This is a genomic window from Billgrantia saliphila, assembly GCF_002930105.1.
In the GTDB taxonomy this organism is placed as follows: Bacteria; Pseudomonadota; Gammaproteobacteria; order Pseudomonadales; family Halomonadaceae; genus Halomonas; species Halomonas saliphila.
On the sequence record NZ_PJRN01000010.1, the window covers coordinates 42,025 to 63,296 of the forward strand.

The window sequence follows — 21,272 nt, forward strand, 5'->3', positions numbered from 1 at the left end:
CTTCGTGCCGTTCGCTCGCCGCGTCACGACCCGATCATCGCTCGTAGAGACGGCGATAGAGGATCGCGGCGTATCGCCTGGCCATATTGGTGCTATGGACAGGGCTTGTCCATGCCCGCATCCTGACCAGGCGATCCCGTGCCTGGCGGGGCGAGACAGGAGGTCGATGACGTGCGAGGGATAGCCAAGTGAGCATGCTTGCACAGCGGCCGGTGCTGCCGTCCCAGGGAGCCCGGGTCGAAGCCATCGACCTGGCCCGTGGTATCGCCATCGCGCTGATGATCCTCAGTCACGCAATAAGCGGACTGCTGGGGCTCTCCGAAGTGCCCGACTGGGGCATGGTGCCGATTCATCTGGTGACCAAGTTTTCCTCGTCGCTGTTCATCCTGGTCTTCGGCATTGCCCTGGCGGTTGCCTTCCTGCCCAAGGCGGGAACCCCGGACTGGCCCCGTCGCCGGCTCAAGCTCATGCTGCGTGGGCTCGAGGTGATGTTCTGGTACAAGGCGCTGACCGTGGTCGAGATGCTGCCGATCTTTCCCCGCGAGGACATCGTCGCCGCGCTGCTCTACCAGCGCTTTCCTATCTGGGTCGAGATCCTGGGCTTCTACGCCTTGGCGCTGCTGTGGCTGCCATGGGTATTGCCCTTGTGGCGTCGTATGCCGCTGTGGTCGCGGCTGGTGTTGCCCGTGGCGGTGGGCGCGCTGTCGGTCGCGCTGGAACGCCACTTCCATTTCTGGGGCATCGAGCCGCTCAAGGCGATCCTGGTGGAGGATGCCGACCACTACACTTGGGGCCAGTTGGCACGATTACCGTTGGTCATGCTGGGGCTGCTGATCGGCGAGGGCGTGCTGCGCTGGTACGGCGATGTCGACAGCCGTCAGCGTCTGGTGCTCGGGCTTGCCGGCGCGGGGGCGGCACTGCTGGCGGGCTTCGTGGCGCTGGTGTTGGCGACGACGACATTCGACGAGGCGCTGATGGCCGTGGCATGGAACGTCGGCAAGCACCCGCCCGAGGCGCCGTTCATGCTGTTCAGCGTCGGTGGTGCGCTGGTGATCCTGGCATTGTGCCTATTGGGGGGCGGGCGCGCCGCCGCCTGGCTGCGCCCAATCACGGTGATCGGCAGCGATGCGCTGCGCGCCTTCATCTTCCACATTGTGGTGATCTTCATGGGGCTGCGCTTGCTGATGGAGGCCTGGCAGGTCTACAGCTATCCGCAGGTGCTGGGTATCGGCGTTGCGCTGATCCCCCTCACCGCAGGCTGGATCGCTTTCATTCGCTGGTTTCGTGCACACTCATGATGGAACTGAAACGGAAAAAGAGTAGCGTTATGAATGGGCTGTGGCATGGGCGACGGCCGTGTGGTCCCGTGCAATGCCTGCTAAGCGCATGGCTCCTGTGTCTGGCACTACCGATACCGGCAAGTGCCGAACTGGACTGGACCGAGCGCGCAGTGACACGCATCGAGCCGGCCTGGGGAGATCGTCTGCAGGCCCGGCTGGCGCTGCTCGAGGCCGGCTTCGGTGGCGAACTGGGCGTTCATGTCCGCGATCTCGAGAGCGGCGCCCGCTTCGGCTGGCACGACGATGAGTTCTGGTACCTGGCTTCGATGATCAAGGTACCGGTCGCCATCGAGCTGATGGCCCGGGTCGAGGCGGGTGAGACGACGCTGAGCGAGCGCCTCGAACTGCGCCAAAGCGATTACGTCGACGGCGCAGGTGCCACTAACTGGGCACCACCGGGAAGTGAATTGACGCTGCGACAGCTGCTCGAATCGATGCTGATCGTCAGCGACAACACTGCCACCGACATGCTGATTCGCTATCTGGGGTTGGAAAATGTCAACCGCAGGGCACGGCAGTTGGCTCCCTCTGGCGGAGTGGGGCCGATCACCACGCTGGTCGATGTGCGCCGCCACGCCTATGCCAACCTGCATCCGGATGCCTTTGCGCTGAATGGCATGGACTTCATCGAGCTGCGCAAGCGCAACGGTGAGGTCGCCCGGCTGGGCTGGTTGCAGCAGAGGCTTGGGCTGGCGCCGGCGAACCTGCACCTGTCGAGCCTTGACGAGGCCTTTAACCGATATTACGCCACCGACCTCAACAGCGGCCGGCTCGATGCCGTCGGCGACATGTTCACTGCTCTTGCCGAGGGCAGGGCGCTCGGGCCGGACGCCACCGCCGAGCTGTTGACGATGATGGCACGCACGACCAGCGGCGAGCGTCGCCTGAAGGCGGGGCTGGGTCGCGACGTTCGTCTCACCCACAAGACCGGTACCCAGCATCGGCGTGCCTGCGATGCGGGCATCGCCACGCATGGCCAGGACGACGAAGCACGCCGAGTGGTGATCGTGGCTTGCGTGCGCGGCGAGTTCGACCTGGCCCGCAACGAGCAGATGCTGGCGGCCGTGGGGCGTGCCATACGCGAGGCTGGCGTGTTCGCGCCTGCTCGCCAAGCCGCAAGGTGATTGCGACGAACGTCTAACGGCTGCGCGGTTGATACGCGTTGACAGCCGTAACGAGGGTGGCTAGCCTTTTCTACATCGAATGTTACCGGTAACAATGAGGCCGGCGTTCGAACCCGAGGGCCTCCGCTGCGCCACTCGGGATATTGCGATGAAGCGTAAATTCACAACGATAAATCCAATGGAGTCCGCCATGAACCTATTCTGGCGCAACACCCTCACGCTAGCCGGTGCGGCCACACTGACTCTGGGCCTCGCTCATGCCCAGACCCCGGATCTCTCCGATCCGCCCGACATCGAAGGCGATGTGCTGGAGGATCACGGCAGCCACACCCTGCGCATGGGGATCGGCCTGGCCGAGAGTTCGCCGCAGTACCTTTCCGTCAAGTACTTCGCCGATATCCTCGACCAGCGCACCGAAGGGCGCATCAGTGTCGATATCTTCCCCAACAGCCAGTTGGGCGATGACGTGCAGATGATGGAGATGCTCCAGACCGGGTCACTGGACATGACCTATCCTTCCAGCTCACCCGCCACCACTTATGTCGAGGAGCTGGCGGCGTTCGATCTGCCGTTCCTGCTGCCCAATCGCGATGCGGCCATCGCCGTCATGCAGAGCGACACCGCCCAGCGCATGCTCGATGGCTTCGAGGGCTCCGGCATCAAGGCCCTGGCCTTCTCCGAGAACGGCTACCGCCAGCTCACCAACAGCGCGCGCCCCGTCGAGTCGCCCGAGGACGTTGCCGGCTTGGATGTCAGCGGTCTCACCATCCGCACCATGGAAAACCCGGTGCACCTGTCGATCTGGGAAACGCTGGGGGCCAACCCCACGCCGATGGCGTTCGGTGAGCTGTTCTCTGCCATGGAGCAGGGCGTTGTCGACGGCCAGGAGAACCCGTGGAGCACCATCCTGACCTCCAACTTCCATGAAGTGCAGGATTACGGCTCCGAGACCCGCCACGTCTACACGCCGTTCATCCTGATGATCTCCGAGCGCACCTGGGAGCGTCTGGCGCCGGAATATCAGGAGCTGGTGCAGGATGCGGCGCGCAAGTCCGCCGAGTACGAGATCCAACTGGCCACCGAATACGACGACTGGTCGCGCGAGCAGCTCGAAGAGAAGGGCATGCAGATCACGCGTCTCGACGACGAGCAGATCGCCGCCTTCCAGGAAGCCGTGCAGCCTGTCTATGACGAGTGGGCGCCGCGTATCGGTGAGGACCTGATCGCCGAGATCCAGGAAATCGTCGAGTCCACCTCCAGCCAGTAATCCTTTCCTTCGACCGACTTGGCAGGGCAGGGGCTTCCCCTTGCCCTGCACGGAGCGCTGCATGACCACGCCCAACCAACCTCCGGCCGATCCCGGCGTTTATCTCGACGACCCCAGTCGTGAACCGCTGGAGCTCGACATCGAGGGCCGTCGTGGGCCAGCGGCCTTTCGCTGGCTGACCGTGGCCATGGAACATCTGATCGCGGCGATTCTGGTGGCCCTGATCGTTTCCGTCTCGGCCAACGTCATCGGTCGCTCGATATTCAACCGCTCGCTGCCCTGGGCCGATGAACTGGCACGCATGCTGTTCATCTGGCTGATCTTCATCGGTGCCGCGGCGGCCTTCGCCCGCTACGAACATATCGCCGTGGATTTCCTGGTGCGCCGGCTCAAGCCGCGGGCCGCCTATGTCCTGTTCCTGATCCAGCACCTGATCATCGCCTCCCTGATGGGCATCATAGTCTGGGGAGGCTACCTGGTGATGTCGCGCTCGACCGGCCGTACCGCCATCCTCGGCGTGCCGTGGAACCTGATCAACGTCTCCCTGGTGCTGTGTTCGCTGTTCATCGTCGCGGTGGCGATCTGGCGCGCTTGGCTGTGCCTGCGTTTCATCCGTGACCCCCACGCCGCCGTCCGGCAAGCGGGAGACTGACCATGCTTTGGATTTTCCTTGCCATCCTGTTCGCCTCCATCATCATCGGGCTGCCCATCGCCTTTGGCCTTGGCATTGCGGCCGTGGTGATGGCCGTCCTCTCGGACATCCCGCTATCGATTCTGATCGAGCAGTCGATTCGAGGCGTCAACAATTTCCCGCTGCTGGCGATCCCTTTCTTCATCCTGGTGGGTGAGGTGATGAGCCACGGCGGTATTGCCCGCCGCCTGATGGAACTCGCCGGGGCACTGGTAGGTTTCATGCGCGGGGGACTGGGCCAGGTAGCGATCACCGGATCGATGTTCTTCGGCGGCATCAGCGGCTCGGCGGTGGCCGACACCGCTGCCACCGGCGCGATGATGATTCCCTCGATGAAACAGCAGGGCTATTCGGCGCCTCATGCCACCGCAATCAATACCGTTTCATCGGTCATCGGCATCATCATCCCGCCGTCGATCCCGCTGATCCTGTTCGGCATCGTCACCGAGACCTCGATCAGCCGCCTGTTCATTGCCGGCATCGTGCCGGGGCTTCTGATCGGCTTCGCGCTGATGGTGACTACCTTCATCATGGCCAGCATCGAGCACGCCGGACAGACCCGCAAGTTCGAGCTTGGTCGGCTGTGGGAGGCCTTCAAGGCGGCCTGGCTGGCCCTGGTGCTGCCGGTGATCGTGATAGGCGGCATCCTCGGTGGGGTGTTCACCGCCACCGAGGCCGCCGTGGCCGCGCTGCTGTATTCATTGTTCATTTCGTTGACGGTCTACCGTGAATTCCACCCGCGTGAGCTGTGGGGCATGCTGATCCGCACCGCGCGACTGACCGGCATGGTGCTGTTGCTGCTGGCGTTCGCCACCGTCATCGCCTGGTTCCTGACCATCAATATGGTCCCGCAGACGCTGGTACGTCAGGTACAGGCGATCACCCAGGAGCCGTTCCTGCTGCTGCTGATCGTGGCCGGCCTGCTGCTGTTGGTGGGCTTCGTGATGGACCTGACCCCGGCGATGGTGATCATGGCGCCGATGCTGACGCCGATCGTCACTTCGGTGGGCGTCGACCCGGTCTATTTCGGTGTGCTGATGGCCTTCATCCTCGGTATCGGTCTGCTGACTCCACCGGTGGGCACCTGTCTCTATGTCGGCTGCGGCGTGGGCCGGGTCACCATGGAGCAGCTGGTACGGGCCATGCTGCCGTACTACGGCGCCCTGCTGGTGGTGTTGTTTGTGCTGATCGCCTTTCCAGGTCTCGTAACCTGGCTGCCCGATCTGGCCGCCGTACGCGGCAACTGACGAGCGGAGGTTCCGTGAAAGAAGGCACAGTCCGGATCGTGGTGATGGGGGTGTCGGGCTCGGGCAAGTCCTGTATCGGCGCGTGCCTGGCCGAGCGTCTGGGGGTCGCCTACATCGACGGCGACGATTACCACCCGCCGGCCAACATCGCCAAGATGGCGAACGGCATCCCGCTCGACGACGACGATCGACGTGAGTGGCTGGAGACCCTGGCTGAGCATATCGCCGCCTACCGCCGTCGCGACGCCTCGCTGGTGCTGGCCTGCTCGGCGCTGAAGCGGCGCTATCGCGACCTGCTGCGACGCGGCGACCCCGCACTGCGCTTCCTGTTCCTCGAAGGTAGCCGCGAGCAACTGATGCAACGCCTGATGACTCGCGAAGCGCATTTCTTCCGCGGCGAGGCGATGCTCGACAGTCAACTGCGCGATCTGGAAGAGCCCGGAAGCGACGAGGCCGTCAGGCTGAACATCGCCGACGCCCCCGAAGCCATCGCCGAGGCGTTCGTGGCATCGCTGACACCTCGCTGAGTGCGGTGGCGCGAGTTGGCGGCGCCGGGCGCAGCGATTCGGGTATGCTGACGCCGGGCACCGCCTGGCGTCATGACGGCGCGGAGCGAGTCAGACCACTGGGAAGCGGGGTAGCGTGAAAAAGAAACGGCCGACATTGCAGGATATCGCCGATCGGGTCGGGGCGACCAAGATGACCGTGAGCCGCTGCCTGCGAGATCCGTCCACTGTCTCGGAGGGCCTGCGCGAGCGCATCTTCGCCGTGGCGGAGCAGATCGGCTACATCCCCAACCGCGCCCCCGACCTGCTTTCGCGCGCAACCAGCCACTCCATCGGCGTGCTGGTGCCGTCGCTGACCAACCAGGTCTTTGCCGACGTGCTGGTGGGCATCGAGAAAGTCACCCAACCGGCCGGCTATCATCTGATGCTCTCGCACTACGGCTACAACAAGGAGCTCGAGGAGCGCAGCCTAGCCTCGCTGCTGTCGTACAACGTCGACGGATTGATCCTCTCCGACAGCCAGCATACCCAGCGCACCCGCCGCATGCTGGATACCGCGGGCATCCCCACCATCGAGATCATGGACTCGCTGACACCGCCGCTGCATCAGGCTGTGGGTTACGACAATGCGCGCGCCGCATACGACATGGTCAGCGAGATGATCCGCTATGGCCGGCGTCGCATCGCCTACCTGGCGGTTCGCCTGGACTCGCGCACGCTCCAGCGCGAGCAGGGCTACCGGCAGGCCATGAAGGAGCACGACCTGACACCGCTCACACTACAGAGCACGCAGCGTTCCTCGTATAGCGTGGGGGCGAGGCTGCTCGATGAGATCCTGGCGCAGCACCCCGAGACCGACGGGATCTTCTGCACCAATGACGATGTCGCCATCGGCGCCTATTTCGAGTGCCTGCGGCGCGGCATTCGCGTACCTGAACGGATGGCCATCGCCGGTTTCCACGGTCACGATGTGGGGCAGGTGATGATGCCGCGGCTGGCCAGCGTGGTCACGCCGCGCGAGTCCATTGGCGAGCGCGCGGCCAGCGAACTGCTGGCGCGCATCCAGGGCAAGACGCTCGGACAGAAGATCATCGACATGGGCTACGAAATCGAGCCCGGTATGACGCTCTAGCCACGCCTGCGTAACCCCGAGATGGGCCTGCCGGCTAGGCCTTATCCTCGTCCTCCTGCGATTCTTCACCTTGCGCGTTCGCGCTGTCGGCGATTGCCCGCTCGGGCTGTCGCGCCATCAGCGTAATCTCCACGTTGGCGCCCCCGCTCAGACGAGGCGACTCGGTGCAGGTGCGGGCCGGATAGCTGTGATTCTCGAAGAATTCGGCGTAGGCCGCATCCATGGTGTGGATAGTGTCCAGGTTGGTCAGGTGGATGTCGACTCGAACCACGTCGGCCATCGAGGCTCCCGCGTATTCCAGCATGCGCGACAGCCGGCGCATCACCCAGCGGGCCTCCTCGGCAATGTCGCCCAATACCGCCTCGCCGCCCTGGATGTCGGTCACCGTCAATCCCGAGATGAAAACGTAGTGGCCATCCAGGACGATATGGCTGCCGGGGAATACCGGTATGGCTAGGGTGGGGTCGTTGAGGAAGCGAGGCATACGTGAGCATCCGAGAGGTGGCGTTGCCTTTCATTGTGTAGCTTGAACCCGGCGGCGCAAGCCCGCTTGCCTTCGTTTGATCATTGATCGATGGTAGGCGCACGGCTCGACGGACAGACCAACGCCGGTCATGCCATGAATATCGCGCTAGCGATAGCCAGGTGGGACTCTGGAGGATTACCACCGACGAAGAGGGCATGGTCGCTATTACACCGAAGCCGAGCTGCGACGTTGAGGGCGAAGGCAGGCGGCGGCGGCCTGCCTTCGCCTAGGCTCATCAGGCGTGGCAGACAAAGTAGTCGTTCTGGATGTCATGCTCCAGCTGGTGGACCTCGATGTCGCGGAACCCCGCTTCCTCCAGATAGGCCAGCGCCCGCTCGCGCCCCCACATGGTTCCCAGCCCTTCGCCACCCTGGGCCAGTGAGACGGTCATGCAGTGGCTGACCGACACGGCATACAGCATGGTGCCGAACGGATGCTCCCGGTCGAGATGATGATGGCTCGATGCATGAATATCTTGCACCAGATAGACCCCGCCTGGTGCCAGGGTGCGGTGGATGCCTTTGAGCAGACTGCGTGGACGCGCCTGGTCGTGGATGCCATCAAAGGTAGTGACCAAGTCGAAAGCGTCGGGTTCGGCGTTGATATCGAAATCGCTCAGGTCGCGCTCTTCGAAGTTCACGTTGCCCAGTCCGGCTTTCTCGGTTTCCCGCCGCGCCCAGGCGATGGCTTCCTCCGAGAGGTCGTAGCCAACGAAGTGGCTGGCCGGGTAGCGCTCGGCCATGGCGATGAGCGCCCGGCCCCGACCGCAGGCACAATCGAGCACGCGAATGCCACGCTCGAGCCGTTCGGGCAAGCCTTGGGCTAGTGGCAGTATGGCGTCGAAAAGGGCCGGTAGCACCGTCTGCGCGCTATCGCTGGCCATCACCTCCTGGAAGCGGGGGTAACGTGAATAGGGTACGCCGCCTCCCTCGCGGAAGCAGCGCACCACATCGTCCTCCACGCTGGCCAGAATGGAGATAAACTGCGAATAGACCGCCAGGTTGGCTGGGCCGGCATCGGTCAGCAGTTCGGCATGGGCATCCGGTAGCCAATAGGTGCCGGCGTCGGGATCGGATTCCAGAAAGCCGGCGACGAGCATGCCGCCAAGCCATTCGCGCACGTAACGCTCCTCGAGACCGGCGTGCTCGGCCAGCGTCCGGCTGGTCATGGGCGGCTGTCCGGCCAGGGCTTCGAACAGTCCGGTACGGTAACCGAGGGCGGTGAGCAGCAGCGCCCCCGCCTCGTTGAGGGCATGAACCAGACGCGTCTCGAAGGCTTCGGTGTCAACGGGGGTGAGTTGATGAACATGGCACATGAGTATTCTCCTTGTGATCGGGTGTGCAAGAAGAACGTTACGACCGGGTGGTCGTCACAACGAAAGGGTCTTGTGCCGTGATCAGGGGGTTCGTGCCATGAGTATCCTCGATACCCAACAGGCACCGCTGACAATCGCTCTGCTGGCTACGCCGGAGGCTACCGCCTCGACGCTGTACGGCATGTTCGATCTGTTCGGTTCGGCCGGGCGGGATTGGAACCTGCTCATTCACGGACGCATGGGCGAGCCACTGCTGCGCCCGTTGATCGTATCGAAGACGGGTAAAGGCTTCCGCGCGCCCAACGGCGCCTGGATCCAGCCCGATTCCAGCTTGGCGGCGTGCCCGCTGCCAACCGCAGCCTGCATTCCCGATCTGTTCATCGCGCCCGAGGAATCGCTGACGGACCGCTATACGGCGGAGATTACCTGGCTGCGTGACTGTCAGGCTCGGGGAGCGCTGCTGGCCGCAGCCTGTACCGGCGCCATGCTGCTGGCCGAGGCGGGATTGCTGGACGGGCAGGAGGCCACCACTCACTGGGCCTATTGCGATGCGCTAGCGCGACGTTACCCGCAGGTAAAGGTCCATCCTCATCGCATTCTGGTCGCCAGCGGAGAAGGGCAGCGCCTGATCATGGCGGGCGGAGGCACCAGCTGGTTCGATTTGACGCTCTACCTGGTGGCTCGCTTGGTCGGAACCGACGAGGCGATGCGCCTCGCACGCGTGCATCTCATCGACTGGCATCACGATGGACAGCAACCCTTCGCAGTATTGAGCCGCATGCGCCAGGCCGAGGATGCCTGCATTGCGCGCTGCCAGGTTTGGGTCGCGCAGCACTACGACATACCCTCGCCAGTCTCGGGAATGGTCAAGGTCAGCGGCCTGACCGAGCGCTCCTTCAAGCGGCGCTTCAAGGCAGCCACCGGAATGACGCCCCTGGACTATGTCCAGACGTTGCGGTTGGAGGAAGCGAAGCAGTGTCTCGAGCAGGACGACGATCCCATCGAGGCGATCGCCGAGCAGGTCGGCTACGCCGATTCCAGCTTTTTTCGCGAACTCTTCGCGCGTCGAGTGGGGCTCACGCCGAGCAAGTATCGCCGCCGTTTCCGTGGACTCCGGCTGCGACTGTCCTCTTCGCTGACGTAGCCCAATCGTGTCTGGCTAGCCTGCTCTAAAGCGTGCGCCAGGGCGTGGCCGGGGGTTCGGCAAGCAGTTCGGCGACGGTTTCCAGCGCGCGAGCCAGTGCCTCGCGTGAGGGAGCGGCGCTGAGGCACAGGCGCAGCGCCTGCGGTGCCGGCTCGCTGCCCACGCAGAATGGCTCAGCGCTGGACACCAAGATGTCGCGCCGCGCCAGAGCCTCCAGCAGCTCGGCGCTGCGCAGCCCCTCGGGTAATGGCAGCCACAGGTTGTTGCCATGCGCCCGGCCGCTCACTGCGTAGCCGGCCAGATAGTCACGGGCCATCTTCTGACGTTCCCCCAATTCCTGGATCAGCCAGTCCAGCAGGACACGACTGTCATCGCTGGATACCCAGCGGCAGACCGCCTCGACCATCAACGGCGGCACCATCCAGTTCTGAGCGCGCAGCGTTGCTCCCAGGCGTTCGCGCGTCATGCCGGGGGCTAAAAGGGTGCCGATGCGCAATCCCCCCGCCAGCACCTTTGAAGTGCTGAAGATGAACAGGGTGCGTTCCGGTGCCAGGCGATAGATCGGCGTGCCGCGTTCCGCCTTGGGCAGGTACTGCACCCCATCCTCGACGATCCAGAAGTCGTACTGACGTGCTAGGGCTACCAAACGCTCGCGCCGGCTTTCGCTCAGCGGGGTACCGGTCGGATTGTTCTGATCGGGCGTGACATAGATCAGGCGCGGTGGCTGCTGTTGCGCGCACAGCCGAGCGAGGGCATCCATGTCCATTCCCTGGTCGTCCATCGGTATGCCCAGCACCTTCAGGTGGGCCTGACGCGCAGCGCTGATCAGCCCCGGGTAGGTGAGCACATCGGCGGCGATGCGCTCGCCAGGTCGCACCAGCGCCTGCAGCGCCAGGCTGATGCCGTGCTGACCGCCTTGGGTAACCAGCAGCGCTTCGGCATCGGCCGGCATGCCGAGCTCGGTCATCCAGGCGGCGAGCTGCTCGCGATGGACGGCGACACCACGATCCGACTGGTACTCCACCGCGCGCTGCAGGACGAGATCGTTGTCCGCCATCTCTCGCAACACGCGCCCCAGCGTGGCGGCGCGCATGGGATGTGGTGGCGGCAAGCTCAGGCTGAGGTCGACGATGCCGGCTTCGACGGGGCGGCTGGCGAGGAAGTCCTGGCCCGAGGAAGTCTCAGCTCCCCGAACGTAAGTACCGCTACCGACCCGAGCGACCACCCAACCCTGACGCTCGGCCTCGGCGTAGGCTCGTGTCACGGTGCCCACCGTCACCTGGAGACGGTCGGCCAGGCGACGCTGAGGCGGCAGTTTTGCACCGGGTGCAAGCTCGCCGCGACGTATCGCATCGGCAATGGCTTCGGCCAGATTGCGGTAGCGAATACCGCTCTCAGCGAGTTGAGGAACCCAAATTGTCATGGTGACAATAAAACCTTTGACGCTGGATATCCGCTCATTATGCTGGGTGGTGGGCGAGCAATTCAATTAAGCTGACGAAATTGTATGGGTACAAATACATGGAAGCTCTGGCGTTCCTCGGGCCGGCGGCCCTCTACATGATCACGATGACCATCACCCCGGGACCGAACAACGTAATGCTCACGGCATCGGGCGCCAACTATGGCTTCCTGCGCACCTTGCCGCATATCTTCGGCATCTTGGGGGGCTGTTTCTTGTTGTTCGCCGGTATCGCCCTGGGGCTGGGACTGATCTTCGAACGCTACCCCGCGGTACAGATGACCCTGCGTATACTCGGTAGCGCCTATCTGCTTTACCTGGCGTGGAAGATCGCCACGGCGCCGCCGCCCGACCTGAGACACCGGGGCGAGGGAAGGCCGTTGAATTTCTGGCAGGCCGCCGCCTTCCAGTTCGCCAACCCCAAGGCATGGGTCATGGGCCTGGCGCTGATGGCCGGCTTTCTGCCCGAGGGCGGCGACACCGTAGTCAACGCCCTGCTGTTGGCAGGGTTCGCCGAACTCGTGGCGCTGCCCTGCATCGCCCTGTGGGCGGGGTTCGGCATGGCCATCGGCCGCTGGTTACGTACGCCACGGGCCTGGCGTATTTTCAATGGTGTGATGGGTGGGCTCACCGCGGCCTGCGTAGTTTTCATACTGGGTTGATCCGCTGCGTCGGCTAGAGGCACTCCTGCAGCTCTTCCCGGCTCATGTTGCCGCCGGTGATCACCACCACGATATCGCCCTCCGGCGGCAGCACGGCGAACTCTTCCATCAGAGCGGCCACGCCCACGGCTGCGCCCGGCTCCGCCGCCAGCTTGGCCTGGTACACCAGATGGCGCATGGCGAGCCGGATGGCATCCTCGTCCACGGCCACCAACTCCCGGGTGTGGGCTCGGCACAGGGGATAGGTGAGTTCGCCGACCAAGGCTGCGCCCAGGCTCTTGGCGCGGGTTTCGACCCGCTCCAGCCGCGCCGGCTCTCCATGCAACCAGGCGTGCGCCATGCTGGCAGCTCCCGCCGGCTCCACGCCGATCACGGCCATCTCCGGGCGTAGCGCCGAAGCCGCCACTCCGATGCCTGCGATCAGTCCGCCGCCCCCCACCGGACACAGAATCGCCGACGCCTCCGGCGCCTGTTCCAGTATCTCCAACCCCACCGTACCCTGGCCGGCGATGATGCGCTCGTCATCGTAGGGATGAACCAGCGTCAGGCCGCGCTCCTCGACCAATCGATGCATCAATTCCCAGGCGGCGTTGATATCGCCGTGAAGAATCACCTCGGCGCCCAGGGCACGGCTGCCCTCCACCTTGAATGCGCTGGCGTTCTCGGGCATCACGATGGTCACCGGTACATCGGCCTGACGTGCCGCCCAGGCCAGCCCCAGGGCATGGTTGCCGGCCGACACGGCACCCAGTCCACCGGCAAGTTCCTCACGACTCGCAGTGCGCACCCAGTGCAGGCCGCCGCGCGGCTTGAACGAACCGGTGCGCTGAAACAGCTCAGCCTTGAGCCACACGCGGCGTCCCAGGCGGTCGGATAGACCGTGATCGAGGACCAGTGGCGTTGGCGACAGGGTATCGGCGATAAGGCGCTGTGCCTGTTGAAGCTGTTCGAGCTGGAGCATGACGGGCCTCCTACAGGAAATTGATCAGCACGACGGCCAGCGACAGACCGGTGATGGCGAACGCCAGGATGGCCAGCAATCCGTCGCGGGCCATGAACGACAGGCCGAACAGGGTCAGGGCGACGCCGGCAATGTTGACGGAAAAAGGGATGAACTCCATGGGCGGCATGGCCAGGGCAATGATCACGCAGGCCAAGGCGGAGAGCTGCATGCCGAGGTTGCCGGTCATGAAGGTGATGCGCGGATGCAGCAGGCGGTCGACCCACTCGGCGGGCCGATACATCCACTTCAGTCCCTTGTGTACCTTGTCGCTGGGCAGCGTGCGATTGCACAGCCAGCGCGGCAGCCAGAAGGTACGTCGCCCGATCAACAGCTGCACGCATACCAGCAGCGTGAACAGGGCCATCAACGTAGGCACGCCGGGAATGCCACTGATGATCGGCGCCAGCGTGACCAGGCCTGCCAACAGCAGCAGGGGGCCAAAGGCACGCCGGCCGATGGCGTCGAGCACCTCGTCGAAGCGAATTCGCCCCGAAGGCGTTTCGATCGACTCGATGGCCTGCATCAACTCGACGATGTTATGCGGCTCCTCCTGGCGGGAATCGTCGCGATCTTCGTTCCGTGATGTCGGCATCCTTTCTCCCTTCCTTTTTTTACTCGCTGAGCGGAATCCGTTCCAATAGGGCTGGCTTGGCTACAAGCATAGTCACGCCTCGCTGACTGGTGACTGAACCGGGCCGTGCACTGCAATCGGCGTCAGGCCCAGCGCGGGTCGGCGGTAAACGCCACTGTGAACCAGCGCCGCTCCGGCGGCGGACTCAGCCCCGCGGCGATCTGTTCGCGTATTTCGTCGAGCACGGCGATGCCATGGTCCGACGCGAAATCGGGGGCGGTGACGACATGGATCTCGATATAGTGGCCGCGCCCGGCCTTCGCCACATGACTGAAGTATTCGATCAATCCGTCGCGCTGCATCACCGGCTCCATGGCAGCATGAACCTCACGATCGATATTGCTGGGAGCGATCAGCAGGATTTCCTTCAAGGCGCGGCGTACGATACCCACCGGCACCGGCATGAAGCCTGCCGTCAGCAGCATCAGCAGCAGTGCATCGATATAGCGCGCCCAAGGTTCCAACGCGGTGCCCTGGAGCAGCAGCCCGAGGCTGAAAGCCACGAACAGCGATGTGGTAATCAGCGCAGCCATCAGCCAGCCATGCATGTCGATGCGTACGAACTCCGACTGCGCACGACGATTGATGCGCCGCTGGTAAGCCGCCATGACGTAGCAGATCGTCGCTACCACCACGGCATAGGCCATGGCCACGCCAAAGGACAATGTCTGGCCGCCCTCCAGCAAGCCCTGTAAGGCATTGAGAAAGGCATAGAAGCACAGCAAGACCAGGATGCTGCCGTTGAGCGCCGCCACCAGCGGCTCCAAGTGCCAGTAGCCGTGCTGAAAGCGCTGGCTGGCCTCGCGCACTGCAAGGCGTGCCACCAGCAGCGCCAGTGCCGACATGGCGGCATCGATGGTGGAGAACACGCCATCGAATAGGATCGACTGGGAGCCCGCCATCAGGCCGAAGGCGACGCCCATACCGGATACCACCAGCGTCATCATGATGGAAATCTTCAGCGCGCGCTGCTCGAGAGAGGCCTGCATGTCGATGCTCCAGACGGAAACCTCCGATACTAGCTCAGGTCTGCATGGCGGGGGAGGGCCAGCGCCTCAGTGGGACGGCAGCGCTGGTGCATGCTTGACCACGCCATAAGCGAAACTCGTATCGATGGAACCGATGCCGGGAATGGTGTGCAGCGTATCGCGGACGAAGCGCTCGTAGCCTTCGAGGCTGGTCGCGACCACGCGCAACAGGTAATCGCGCTGGCCGGTCATCAGGAAGCAGTCGACGATCTCATCGATCTCCTTTACCCGACTCTCGAATTTCTGCACGGTCTCGGTGTCGTGCCTCTCCAGGGTGATGCGCGTGAATACCGTGATCGGGTATCCGTAGGCTTTCTGATCCACGAGAGCGGTATAGCCGCGTATCAGTCCTTCCTGTTCGAGTCGACGCACCCGTCGCAGGCAAGGGGACGGAGAGAGATTCACTCGCTGGGCCAGTTCTTGGTTGCTCAAGCGGCCATTCAATTGCAGCTCATGGAGTATCTTTCGGTCGATCTTGTCCATGTGAGGCTCCACATTGGCAGAATATTGCCAATCTTGCGGTATCGGCGCCGTGAAAGGAAAGCCAATTCCAACGATATGCGCCTAGGCTAAAGCAAGAGCGGAGCGAATCAACGCAGGGGGCGAGTCATGTCGGAAAGCAAGCGTAAGCAAAGCCAAGGTTTCGCCACGCGAGCCATTCATGCAGCCTACGACCCGCTGGAGGAGCAGGGCGCGTTGACACCGCCCATGCACGTGACCTCGACCTTTGCCTTCGATAGCGCAGAGCAGGGTGCCGCCCGTTTCGCCGGCGAAGCACCGGGGCACTTTTACTCCCGCATCTCCAATCCCACCGTAGAGATTCTCGAACGCCGTATGGCGAGCCTGGAAGGCGCCGAAGCCGGGCTTGCCACCGCCTCCGGCATGGGGGCGATCAGCGCGCTGATGTGGAGCCTGCTACGCCCGGGTGACGAGCTGATCACCGACAGCACCCTCTATGGCTGCACGCATGCTTTCTTCCATCACGGCCTGGCCGAGTTCGGTATCCGGGTTCGCCACGCCGATCTTTCACAACCGGCCAACCTGGAGGCGATCATCGGCAGTCGGACCCGGATGGTCTTCTTCGAGACGCCGGCCAACCCCACCATGCGCTTGGTCGATATCTCGGCGATCTGCCAGATCGCGCATCGGAACGGGGCGCAGGTGGCCGTGGACAATACCTATGCCACGCCGGTCATTACCCGCCCGATCGAATGGGGCGCCGACTTCGTCGTGCATTCCGCCACCAAGTATCTCGGTGGACATGGCGATCTCGTCGCCGGCGTCCTGGTGGGAAGCGAGGATGCCATCAGGCATGTGCGTCTCACGGGCTTGAAGGATTTCACCGGTGCGGTCATGTCTCCTTTCACCGCGTTTCTCGTCATGCGCGGCCTCAAGACCCTGGAGATCCGCATGCAACGCCAGTCCGCCACGGCGCTGGAAGTGGCACGCTGGCTAGAGAAGCAGCCGAGGATACAGCGGGTGCATTACCCGGGGCTGGAGAGTTTTCCCCAGCATGCGTTGGCCAGACGGCAGATGAGCGATTACAGCGGTGTGATTGCCTTCGAACTCAAGGGCGGTCTGGCAGCAGGGCGGGAACTGATGAACCGCCTCCAGATGATCCATCGCGCCGTTTCCCTGGGCGATGCCGAAAGTCTCATCCAGCATCCGGCCAGCATGACGCATTCCATCCTTTCCCCGGAGGAGCGTGCAGAGCACGGTATCTCCGACGATCTGGTTCGCCTTTCCATAGGCCTTGAGACCCCGGCGGACATTCTCGCCGACCTGGCCCAGGCACTCGCCGGCTCGGGCGATCCCCAGGTGGAGCGAAACGCTACCTCGTCAGCGTCATTTTGAGCGTTCGGGGCGGCTCGGACTGATCATCGCTTCTCCATCGGCCGTGCCCCCGGTACAGGTCGGTATCGTGCATGTCGCGCCGCAAGCCGCTTCCGTTGGTTGTTGCGTTGACGAGAAATCTTCGCCGTTAGCCAAAAGTCGCATTCATACCGACTCTTTTGCTCAACTTCTTCCCCCATCTGCCGATGAAAAAGAAAAGAAAAAGAAAAAAACCGTAACACTAGCGTCAAAAACATCAGGCAAGGGGCTAACGATGAAAAATATATCCATCAAGTGGAGCCTTTCGGCAGCACTGGCGGCGCTGGTGCTGATGATCGGCTTAATCAGCGGGTTGGGGTTCTACTCCAATGCCAAGGGCGAGGCGGCCTTGCACGAGCTGGCCGAAGTCAACATGAAGCTGGCCGACATGGCCAACCGCGCGCAGGTAGATGTGTTGCGTGCGCAGACATTTCTGGACCGCTATGCCAGCTTGAGTACCCAGGGCAATCCGGACAAGGGCAAGGAAAAGCAGCAATTGGCAGCGGCCGCGATCGAAACGGCACAACACCACTTCGCTGAATTCCGTGAAGTGTCTCTCGATCCGGCCGACACCCGCACACCTCACGTGGTTGCCATCACCGAGGCCTACGAGGCACTCGTCAACGAGGGCCTGGTGCCGCTGCTGGATGCCGCGCCGTTCCAGGTAATGCGCAACCAGGAGCAGCTGGACGAACTGGGCGCGGAGCTCGACGAGGTCATGGAAGCCTTCATCGACTATATCGAACAGCGTGCCATTGACGACATCGAGGTGATCGAGACTCTGGATCGGCGCGTGGCGATCACTGCCACAGTGATGCTGGTAGTGGCGCTGGTCTCCGCCTTCCTTATTCGTGTTGCCCTGATGCGGGTGGTGGTTACCCCGCTGCGCGAAGCGATCGAGCACTTCGAGCGTATCGCCGAGGGCGACCTGACCGCCCGCATCGAAGACCGCGGGCGCAACGAGATCGGCCAGCTGTACAGCGCGCTCGGGCGCATGCAGGAGAAGCTCAAGGCACTGGTGATCTCGCTGCGGGACAGCAGCGATAACGTTTTTATCGGTGCCGGCGAGATCGCTACGGGCAGCCAGGACCTCTCCTCGCGTACCGAGCAGCAGGCGTCGGCTCTGCAGGAGACTGCCTCCAGCATGGAGGAGATGGCCTCCACCGTCAGCAAGAACACCGATACCGCGATCGAGGCCGACCGGCTCTCCGCCGCGGCGTCGAAGACCGCCGAGGCCGGTGGGCAGGAAGTCGAGCGCACCGTGCAGCTGATGCGCGAGATTGCCGACAGTGCCCGGCGCATCAACGACATTATCGGCGTGATCGACTCCATCGCCTTCCAGACCAACATCCTGGCACTGAACGCCTCGGTCGAGGCGGCCAGGGCAGGGGAGCAGGGACGTGGTTTCGCCGTGGTGGCAAGCGAAGTGCGCTCCCTGGCCAGCCGCAGTGCGGAGTCGGCCAAGGAGATCCGCAAGCTGATCCAGGACACCACGACTCGAGTGGCCAGCGGTGCCGAGCAGGCCGAGCGCAGCGGCGAGACGATCAACGAAACCGTCGAATCGATTCGCCAGGTCAGTGCCCTGATGGGCGAGATTTCCACGGCCACGCGGGAGCAGAACAGCGGTATCGAACAGATCAACACCGCGCTGACCGAAATGGACTCGGTGACTCAGCAGAACGCCTCGCTGGTGCAACAGACCAGCGCCGCTGCCGCCTCGCTGGAAGAGCAGGCCCAGCGCCTCGCCGCGCTGATCGCCACCTTCCGCATCGACAATAACGCCCAGGCAGCGCCGGCGCAGCTCACGCAGGCAGAACATGTTCGCCGCGAAGCACCGACCGAAGCCCCGACCGGAAAGCGTCCCGCATCGCATCAGTTGGTCAAGCTTGAATCGCCGAAGCCGGAGAAAGCCCGTTCGCACGGCGGCGTCGACGAGGACGACTGGAGCGAGTTCTAGCGCCGACATGCGCTTTGTCATGAGCCGCAAATTGCGGCTCTTTTTTTGGACGAATGGAAAGTGGAAACGGCGGTGCCTATCGTTTGAATCCATGCTGAAGGCTTGGCAAGGGGCGATAAAATGAGACAGAGCGCGCGGATACCGCCTACGAGGCCATTGTCGAGACGTTCCTGCCCGCAGAGGTGGCCTAGCGCTGCCGAACCAAAGGGGCATTGCATGAAGCGACATCACTTGTAAAGTTTTGTTTGAAACAAGGGTTTACGGTCAATTACGCGACTAGACTGCCGCTAGGAAGGCAATCAAAGGAGCGCAAGATGACTAGGGATACGGTTCAGCGGGAGTTGCCGAAGGCGAGCGTGGCGGAATCGCTCGCCGTATTGAATGACGTGTTCATTCCCAATGTAGCGAAGGGGGTGCTCATTCGGCGCCCCAAGGTGGTGGGCATAGCGGAGCGTCTCGGGCTGGACCGGCGCGCCGTGCATCGCCTGCAGCAGCTCAATGAGAAATACGGCAGCGGGCCGTTGATGCTACAGGTGCCGGGCGAGAAAACGATGGCGCTGGTGCTCGATCCCGAACACGCCAACAGGGTACTCGATCAGTCGCCGGAACCGTTTGCTACCGCAGAGCAGGCCAAGCGCAGCGCGCTGGCGCACTTCGAGCCTGACATGGCGCTGATTTCCCACGGCCCCGAGCGTGACGAGCGTCGCCGCTTCAATGAAGCCGTGCTGCAGACCGAATGTCCCGTGCACGGCCTGGGTGAACGTTTCGTCGAGGTGGTCAAGCAGGAAGTCGATGAGCTGCTTCATGACACGCGCCAGCGAGGTGATTCGCTGGATTGGGGCACCTTCTTCGAGACCTGGGCACGCGTGGTGCGTCGCGTGGTGCTGGGCGACACCGCCCGCGACGACCATGCCCTGACGGAAACGCTGGGCAAGCTGCGTGCCGCCGGCAACTGGGGATTCATGCATCCTGGTCGCGACAGCCTGCGTGATGCCCTGCATGAACGGTTACGCCTCTATCTCAGGCGGGCGGAGCCGGGCAGCCTGGCCGCCGAAGTCGCCCGCGTTCCCACCAACGAAACCACTCAGCCCGAACAGCAGGTTACCCAGTGGCTGTTTGCCTTCGACCCAGCGGGCATGGCCACCTTCCGCACTCTGGCGCTGCTGGCCGCACATCCCGAACACGCCCGGCTTGCACAGGAGGAGGCTGCCAGCCTTGAGCAGCAGCCAAGACCCGAGCTTTCCTACCTGCGCGCTTGCGTACTGGAATCGCTGCGCCTGTGGCCCACCACGCCGATGGTGCTGCGTCAAAGCACCGAGACGACGCTGTGGGAAAACGGCGCCATGCCGGCGGATACCTCGCTGTTGATCTTGGCGCCTTATTTCCATCGCGACGACCGTTATCTCGCCTCGGCCAACCGCTTCGACCCGGACCTGTGGCTGCAGCCGGAAGGGGCGGTGGAGTGGCCTCTCATTCCGTTCAGCGGCGGCCCAGGCATCTGTCCCGGTCGGCGACTAGTATTGCTGGTGACCAGTACGGCACTGGCGAGGCTTTTGGCCCAGCGAGAGTTCCGCCTGGACCCGCCCACGCGGTTGCTCAGCAGCAAGCCGATGCCGCCACTGCTCAACAACTACGACCTCAAGTTCAAGCTCGACGCGTACTGACGTAGTTACTGGGTCGGCCTAGGGCCGGCCCAGCGCGTTATACGAAATAGCGTCCCGCCTGCGTCTCCGGATACGACTCAGCGCCACAGGGGTAATGCCTAGATAGCGAGCCACATCGGCCTGAGAGATACGTTCGATCAGTTCAGGTTCGTTCTGACAGAAATCCAAATAACGCTGCTCCGCCGAAAGACATAAAAATTCATACTCTCGGCGCTCTTTTTTCATGGCAACATGAGCTAACAGTTTATTTAGCGGAACATGTATCGCAGGGTTGCGTTCAAAGTGTTCCATGAGCGCACCACCAGGAGCCGCTAAGAATTGCGAATTTTCTAAAGTAACGAGATTGAATAGGCTCGGTTGGCCTGCCATGATAGCCTGCATGCTGGCGATAATTTCACCCTCGCGAATGAATGACTTTATTAGAATCCGGCCATCAACGGACTCGTAATACGCTTTAGCCAAGCCTTGCTCTAAGAAGAAAAAAGTACGCTCAACCGCTCCCTGTCGAATCAGCATGGTGCCCTTGGGCGCACAGCGTCTCTCACCCAGAGTGGCAAGCAACTGCCACAAGGCATCCTGCTTTTGCTGTTTTTCCTTCGTTGTCATTTGTCTTTACCTTATGTGAGCTTGGGGCTTGGTTCGGCGGGCCATTTTCATTGCTCCGCCGCAGGGGTGGGACAGGCCGGAATGAAGGAGGAGGA

Annotated in this window: 20 protein-coding genes; 12 read left to right on the forward strand and 8 right to left on the reverse strand. The window is 63.1% G+C overall.

All coding sequences use genetic code 11. The annotated features are described in order from the left end of the window. The first annotated feature begins 194 nt into the window (after positions 1-194). From CYJ07_RS12465 to gntR, 7 genes are all read left to right on the forward strand, one after another. Positions 195-1,298 (forward strand): heparan-alpha-glucosaminide N-acetyltransferase domain-containing protein, encoded by a 1,104-nt coding sequence (locus CYJ07_RS12465; RefSeq protein WP_104204033.1) that lies wholly within the window; start codon positions 195-197, stop codon positions 1,296-1,298. A 152-nt stretch (positions 1,299-1,450) separates the two neighbouring features. Continuing rightward, a complete protein-coding gene (locus tag CYJ07_RS12470; protein ID WP_197038353.1) occupies positions 1,451-2,464 on the forward strand; it encodes a serine hydrolase in 1,014 nt (337 codons plus the stop codon). A 190-nt stretch (positions 2,465-2,654) separates the two neighbouring features. Then, the gene (locus CYJ07_RS12475; RefSeq protein ID WP_104204035.1) at positions 2,655-3,731 is read left to right on the forward strand and encodes a TRAP transporter substrate-binding protein; all 1,077 of its coding nucleotides are present in this window, start codon (positions 2,655-2,657) and stop codon (positions 3,729-3,731) included. 61 nt (positions 3,732-3,792) lie between these two features. Continuing rightward, positions 3,793-4,383 (forward strand): TRAP transporter small permease, encoded by a 591-nt coding sequence (locus CYJ07_RS12480; RefSeq protein ID WP_104204036.1) that lies wholly within the window; start codon positions 3,793-3,795, stop codon positions 4,381-4,383. A 2-nt stretch (positions 4,384-4,385) separates the two neighbouring features. Then, positions 4,386-5,669, forward strand: coding sequence for a TRAP transporter large permease (locus CYJ07_RS12485; protein WP_104204037.1), 1,284 nt, complete (start codon positions 4,386-4,388; stop codon positions 5,667-5,669). Positions 5,670-5,713: 44 nt separating this feature from the next. After that, positions 5,714-6,196 carry a gluconokinase gene (locus CYJ07_RS12490; protein ID WP_104204038.1) on the forward strand — a complete coding sequence of 161 codons (483 nt, stop codon included), beginning with the start codon at positions 5,714-5,716 and terminating at the stop codon, positions 6,194-6,196. Between the two features lie 115 nt (positions 6,197-6,311). Further along, positions 6,312-7,307: a gluconate operon transcriptional repressor GntR gene (gntR, locus tag CYJ07_RS12495; protein WP_104204039.1), complete on the forward strand. Its 996-nt coding sequence runs from the start codon at positions 6,312-6,314 to the stop codon at positions 7,305-7,307. A gap of 34 nt (positions 7,308-7,341) precedes the next feature. On the opposite strand, the gene CYJ07_RS12500 is transcribed toward gntR, so the two are convergent. Both CYJ07_RS12500 and CYJ07_RS12505 read right to left on the reverse strand, forming a co-directional pair. Further along, the gene (locus CYJ07_RS12500) at positions 7,342-7,791 is read right to left on the reverse strand and encodes a RidA family protein (protein ID WP_104204040.1); all 450 of its coding nucleotides are present in this window, start codon (positions 7,789-7,791) and stop codon (positions 7,342-7,344) included. A 277-nt stretch (positions 7,792-8,068) separates the two neighbouring features. Continuing rightward, complete coding sequence (locus CYJ07_RS12505) at positions 8,069-9,148, reverse strand: methyltransferase domain-containing protein (protein ID WP_104204041.1); 1,080 nt, start codon at positions 9,146-9,148, stop codon at positions 8,069-8,071. A gap of 97 nt (positions 9,149-9,245) precedes the next feature. Here CYJ07_RS12505 and CYJ07_RS12510 point away from each other — a divergent pair, with 97 nt between their 5' ends. Then, on the forward strand, positions 9,246-10,292 hold the full coding sequence (locus CYJ07_RS12510; RefSeq protein WP_104204042.1) for a GlxA family transcriptional regulator: 1,047 nt from the start codon (positions 9,246-9,248) through the stop codon (positions 10,290-10,292). A gap of 25 nt (positions 10,293-10,317) precedes the next feature. On the opposite strand, the gene CYJ07_RS12515 is transcribed toward CYJ07_RS12510, so the two are convergent. After that, positions 10,318-11,715 carry an aminotransferase-like domain-containing protein gene (locus CYJ07_RS12515; RefSeq protein WP_104204043.1) on the reverse strand — a complete coding sequence of 466 codons (1,398 nt, stop codon included), beginning with the start codon at positions 11,713-11,715 and terminating at the stop codon, positions 10,318-10,320. A 98-nt stretch (positions 11,716-11,813) separates the two neighbouring features. Between CYJ07_RS12515 and CYJ07_RS12520 the strand changes: the two genes are divergently transcribed. Beyond that, positions 11,814-12,416: a LysE family translocator gene (locus CYJ07_RS12520; RefSeq protein ID WP_104204044.1), complete on the forward strand. Its 603-nt coding sequence runs from the start codon at positions 11,814-11,816 to the stop codon at positions 12,414-12,416. Positions 12,417-12,429: 13 nt separating this feature from the next. On the opposite strand, the gene CYJ07_RS12525 is transcribed toward CYJ07_RS12520, so the two are convergent. From CYJ07_RS12525 to CYJ07_RS12540, 4 genes are all read right to left on the reverse strand, one after another. Then, the gene (locus tag CYJ07_RS12525) at positions 12,430-13,377 is read right to left on the reverse strand and encodes a threonine ammonia-lyase (protein ID WP_104204045.1); all 948 of its coding nucleotides are present in this window, start codon (positions 13,375-13,377) and stop codon (positions 12,430-12,432) included. A gap of 10 nt (positions 13,378-13,387) precedes the next feature. After that, positions 13,388-14,011 (reverse strand): exopolysaccharide biosynthesis protein, encoded by a 624-nt coding sequence (locus tag CYJ07_RS12530; protein WP_104204046.1) that lies wholly within the window; start codon positions 14,009-14,011, stop codon positions 13,388-13,390. 122 nt (positions 14,012-14,133) lie between these two features. After that, positions 14,134-15,039 carry a cation diffusion facilitator family transporter gene (locus CYJ07_RS12535; RefSeq protein WP_104204047.1) on the reverse strand — a complete coding sequence of 302 codons (906 nt, stop codon included), beginning with the start codon at positions 15,037-15,039 and terminating at the stop codon, positions 14,134-14,136. 66 nt (positions 15,040-15,105) lie between these two features. Next, positions 15,106-15,561 carry an Lrp/AsnC family transcriptional regulator gene (locus CYJ07_RS12540; RefSeq protein WP_104204048.1) on the reverse strand — a complete coding sequence of 152 codons (456 nt, stop codon included), beginning with the start codon at positions 15,559-15,561 and terminating at the stop codon, positions 15,106-15,108. A 126-nt stretch (positions 15,562-15,687) separates the two neighbouring features. On the opposite strand from CYJ07_RS12540, the gene CYJ07_RS12545 reads away from it, so the two are divergent. The 3 genes from CYJ07_RS12545 to CYJ07_RS12555 all read left to right on the forward strand — a co-directional run bounded on the left by CYJ07_RS12545 (position 15,688) and on the right by CYJ07_RS12555 (position 20,571). Then, a complete protein-coding gene (locus CYJ07_RS12545; protein WP_104204049.1) occupies positions 15,688-16,932 on the forward strand; it encodes a methionine gamma-lyase in 1,245 nt (414 codons plus the stop codon). A gap of 253 nt (positions 16,933-17,185) precedes the next feature. Beyond that, positions 17,186-18,907, forward strand: a complete 1,722-nt coding sequence (locus tag CYJ07_RS12550) for a methyl-accepting chemotaxis protein (RefSeq protein ID WP_104204050.1) — start codon at positions 17,186-17,188, stop codon at positions 18,905-18,907. A gap of 314 nt (positions 18,908-19,221) precedes the next feature. Further along, complete coding sequence (locus tag CYJ07_RS12555; protein WP_104204051.1) at positions 19,222-20,571, forward strand: cytochrome P450; 1,350 nt, start codon at positions 19,222-19,224, stop codon at positions 20,569-20,571. Between the two features lie 18 nt (positions 20,572-20,589). Here CYJ07_RS12555 and CYJ07_RS12560 read toward each other — a convergent pair whose 3' ends face one another. Next, on the reverse strand, positions 20,590-21,177 hold the full coding sequence (locus CYJ07_RS12560; RefSeq protein ID WP_104204052.1) for a Crp/Fnr family transcriptional regulator: 588 nt from the start codon (positions 21,175-21,177) through the stop codon (positions 20,590-20,592). Positions 21,178-21,272: the final 95 nt, after the last annotated feature.

Coding starts and splice junctions, on each gene's coding strand:
- CYJ07_RS12555 (WP_104204051.1), top strand. CDS start 19,222: ATGACTAGGGATACGGTTCAGCGGGAGTTGCCGAAGGCGAGCGTGGCG.
- CYJ07_RS12500 (WP_104204040.1), bottom strand. CDS start 7,791: ATGCCTCGCTTCCTCAACGACCCCACCCTAGCCATACCGGTATTCCCC.
- CYJ07_RS12545 (WP_104204049.1), top strand. CDS start 15,688: ATGTCGGAAAGCAAGCGTAAGCAAAGCCAAGGTTTCGCCACGCGAGCC.
- CYJ07_RS12475 (WP_104204035.1), top strand. CDS start 2,655: ATGAACCTATTCTGGCGCAACACCCTCACGCTAGCCGGTGCGGCCACA.
- CYJ07_RS12510 (WP_104204042.1), top strand. CDS start 9,246: ATGAGTATCCTCGATACCCAACAGGCACCGCTGACAATCGCTCTGCTG.
- CYJ07_RS12540 (WP_104204048.1), bottom strand. CDS start 15,561: ATGGACAAGATCGACCGAAAGATACTCCATGAGCTGCAATTGAATGGC.
- CYJ07_RS12465 (WP_104204033.1), top strand. CDS start 195: ATGCTTGCACAGCGGCCGGTGCTGCCGTCCCAGGGAGCCCGGGTCGAA.
- CYJ07_RS12560 (WP_104204052.1), bottom strand. CDS start 21,177: ATGACAACGAAGGAAAAACAGCAAAAGCAGGATGCCTTGTGGCAGTTG.
- CYJ07_RS12480 (WP_104204036.1), top strand. CDS start 3,793: ATGACCACGCCCAACCAACCTCCGGCCGATCCCGGCGTTTATCTCGAC.
- CYJ07_RS12550 (WP_104204050.1), top strand. CDS start 17,186: ATGAAAAATATATCCATCAAGTGGAGCCTTTCGGCAGCACTGGCGGCG.
- CYJ07_RS12490 (WP_104204038.1), top strand. CDS start 5,714: ATGGGGGTGTCGGGCTCGGGCAAGTCCTGTATCGGCGCGTGCCTGGCC.
- CYJ07_RS12515 (WP_104204043.1), bottom strand. CDS start 11,715: ATGACAATTTGGGTTCCTCAACTCGCTGAGAGCGGTATTCGCTACCGC.
- CYJ07_RS12520 (WP_104204044.1), top strand. CDS start 11,814: ATGGAAGCTCTGGCGTTCCTCGGGCCGGCGGCCCTCTACATGATCACG.
- CYJ07_RS12505 (WP_104204041.1), bottom strand. CDS start 9,148: ATGTGCCATGTTCATCAACTCACCCCCGTTGACACCGAAGCCTTCGAG.
- CYJ07_RS12535 (WP_104204047.1), bottom strand. CDS start 15,039: ATGCAGGCCTCTCTCGAGCAGCGCGCGCTGAAGATTTCCATCATGATG.
- CYJ07_RS12485 (WP_104204037.1), top strand. CDS start 4,386: ATGCTTTGGATTTTCCTTGCCATCCTGTTCGCCTCCATCATCATCGGG.
- CYJ07_RS12525 (WP_104204045.1), bottom strand. CDS start 13,377: ATGCTCCAGCTCGAACAGCTTCAACAGGCACAGCGCCTTATCGCCGAT.
- CYJ07_RS12530 (WP_104204046.1), bottom strand. CDS start 14,011: ATGCCGACATCACGGAACGAAGATCGCGACGATTCCCGCCAGGAGGAG.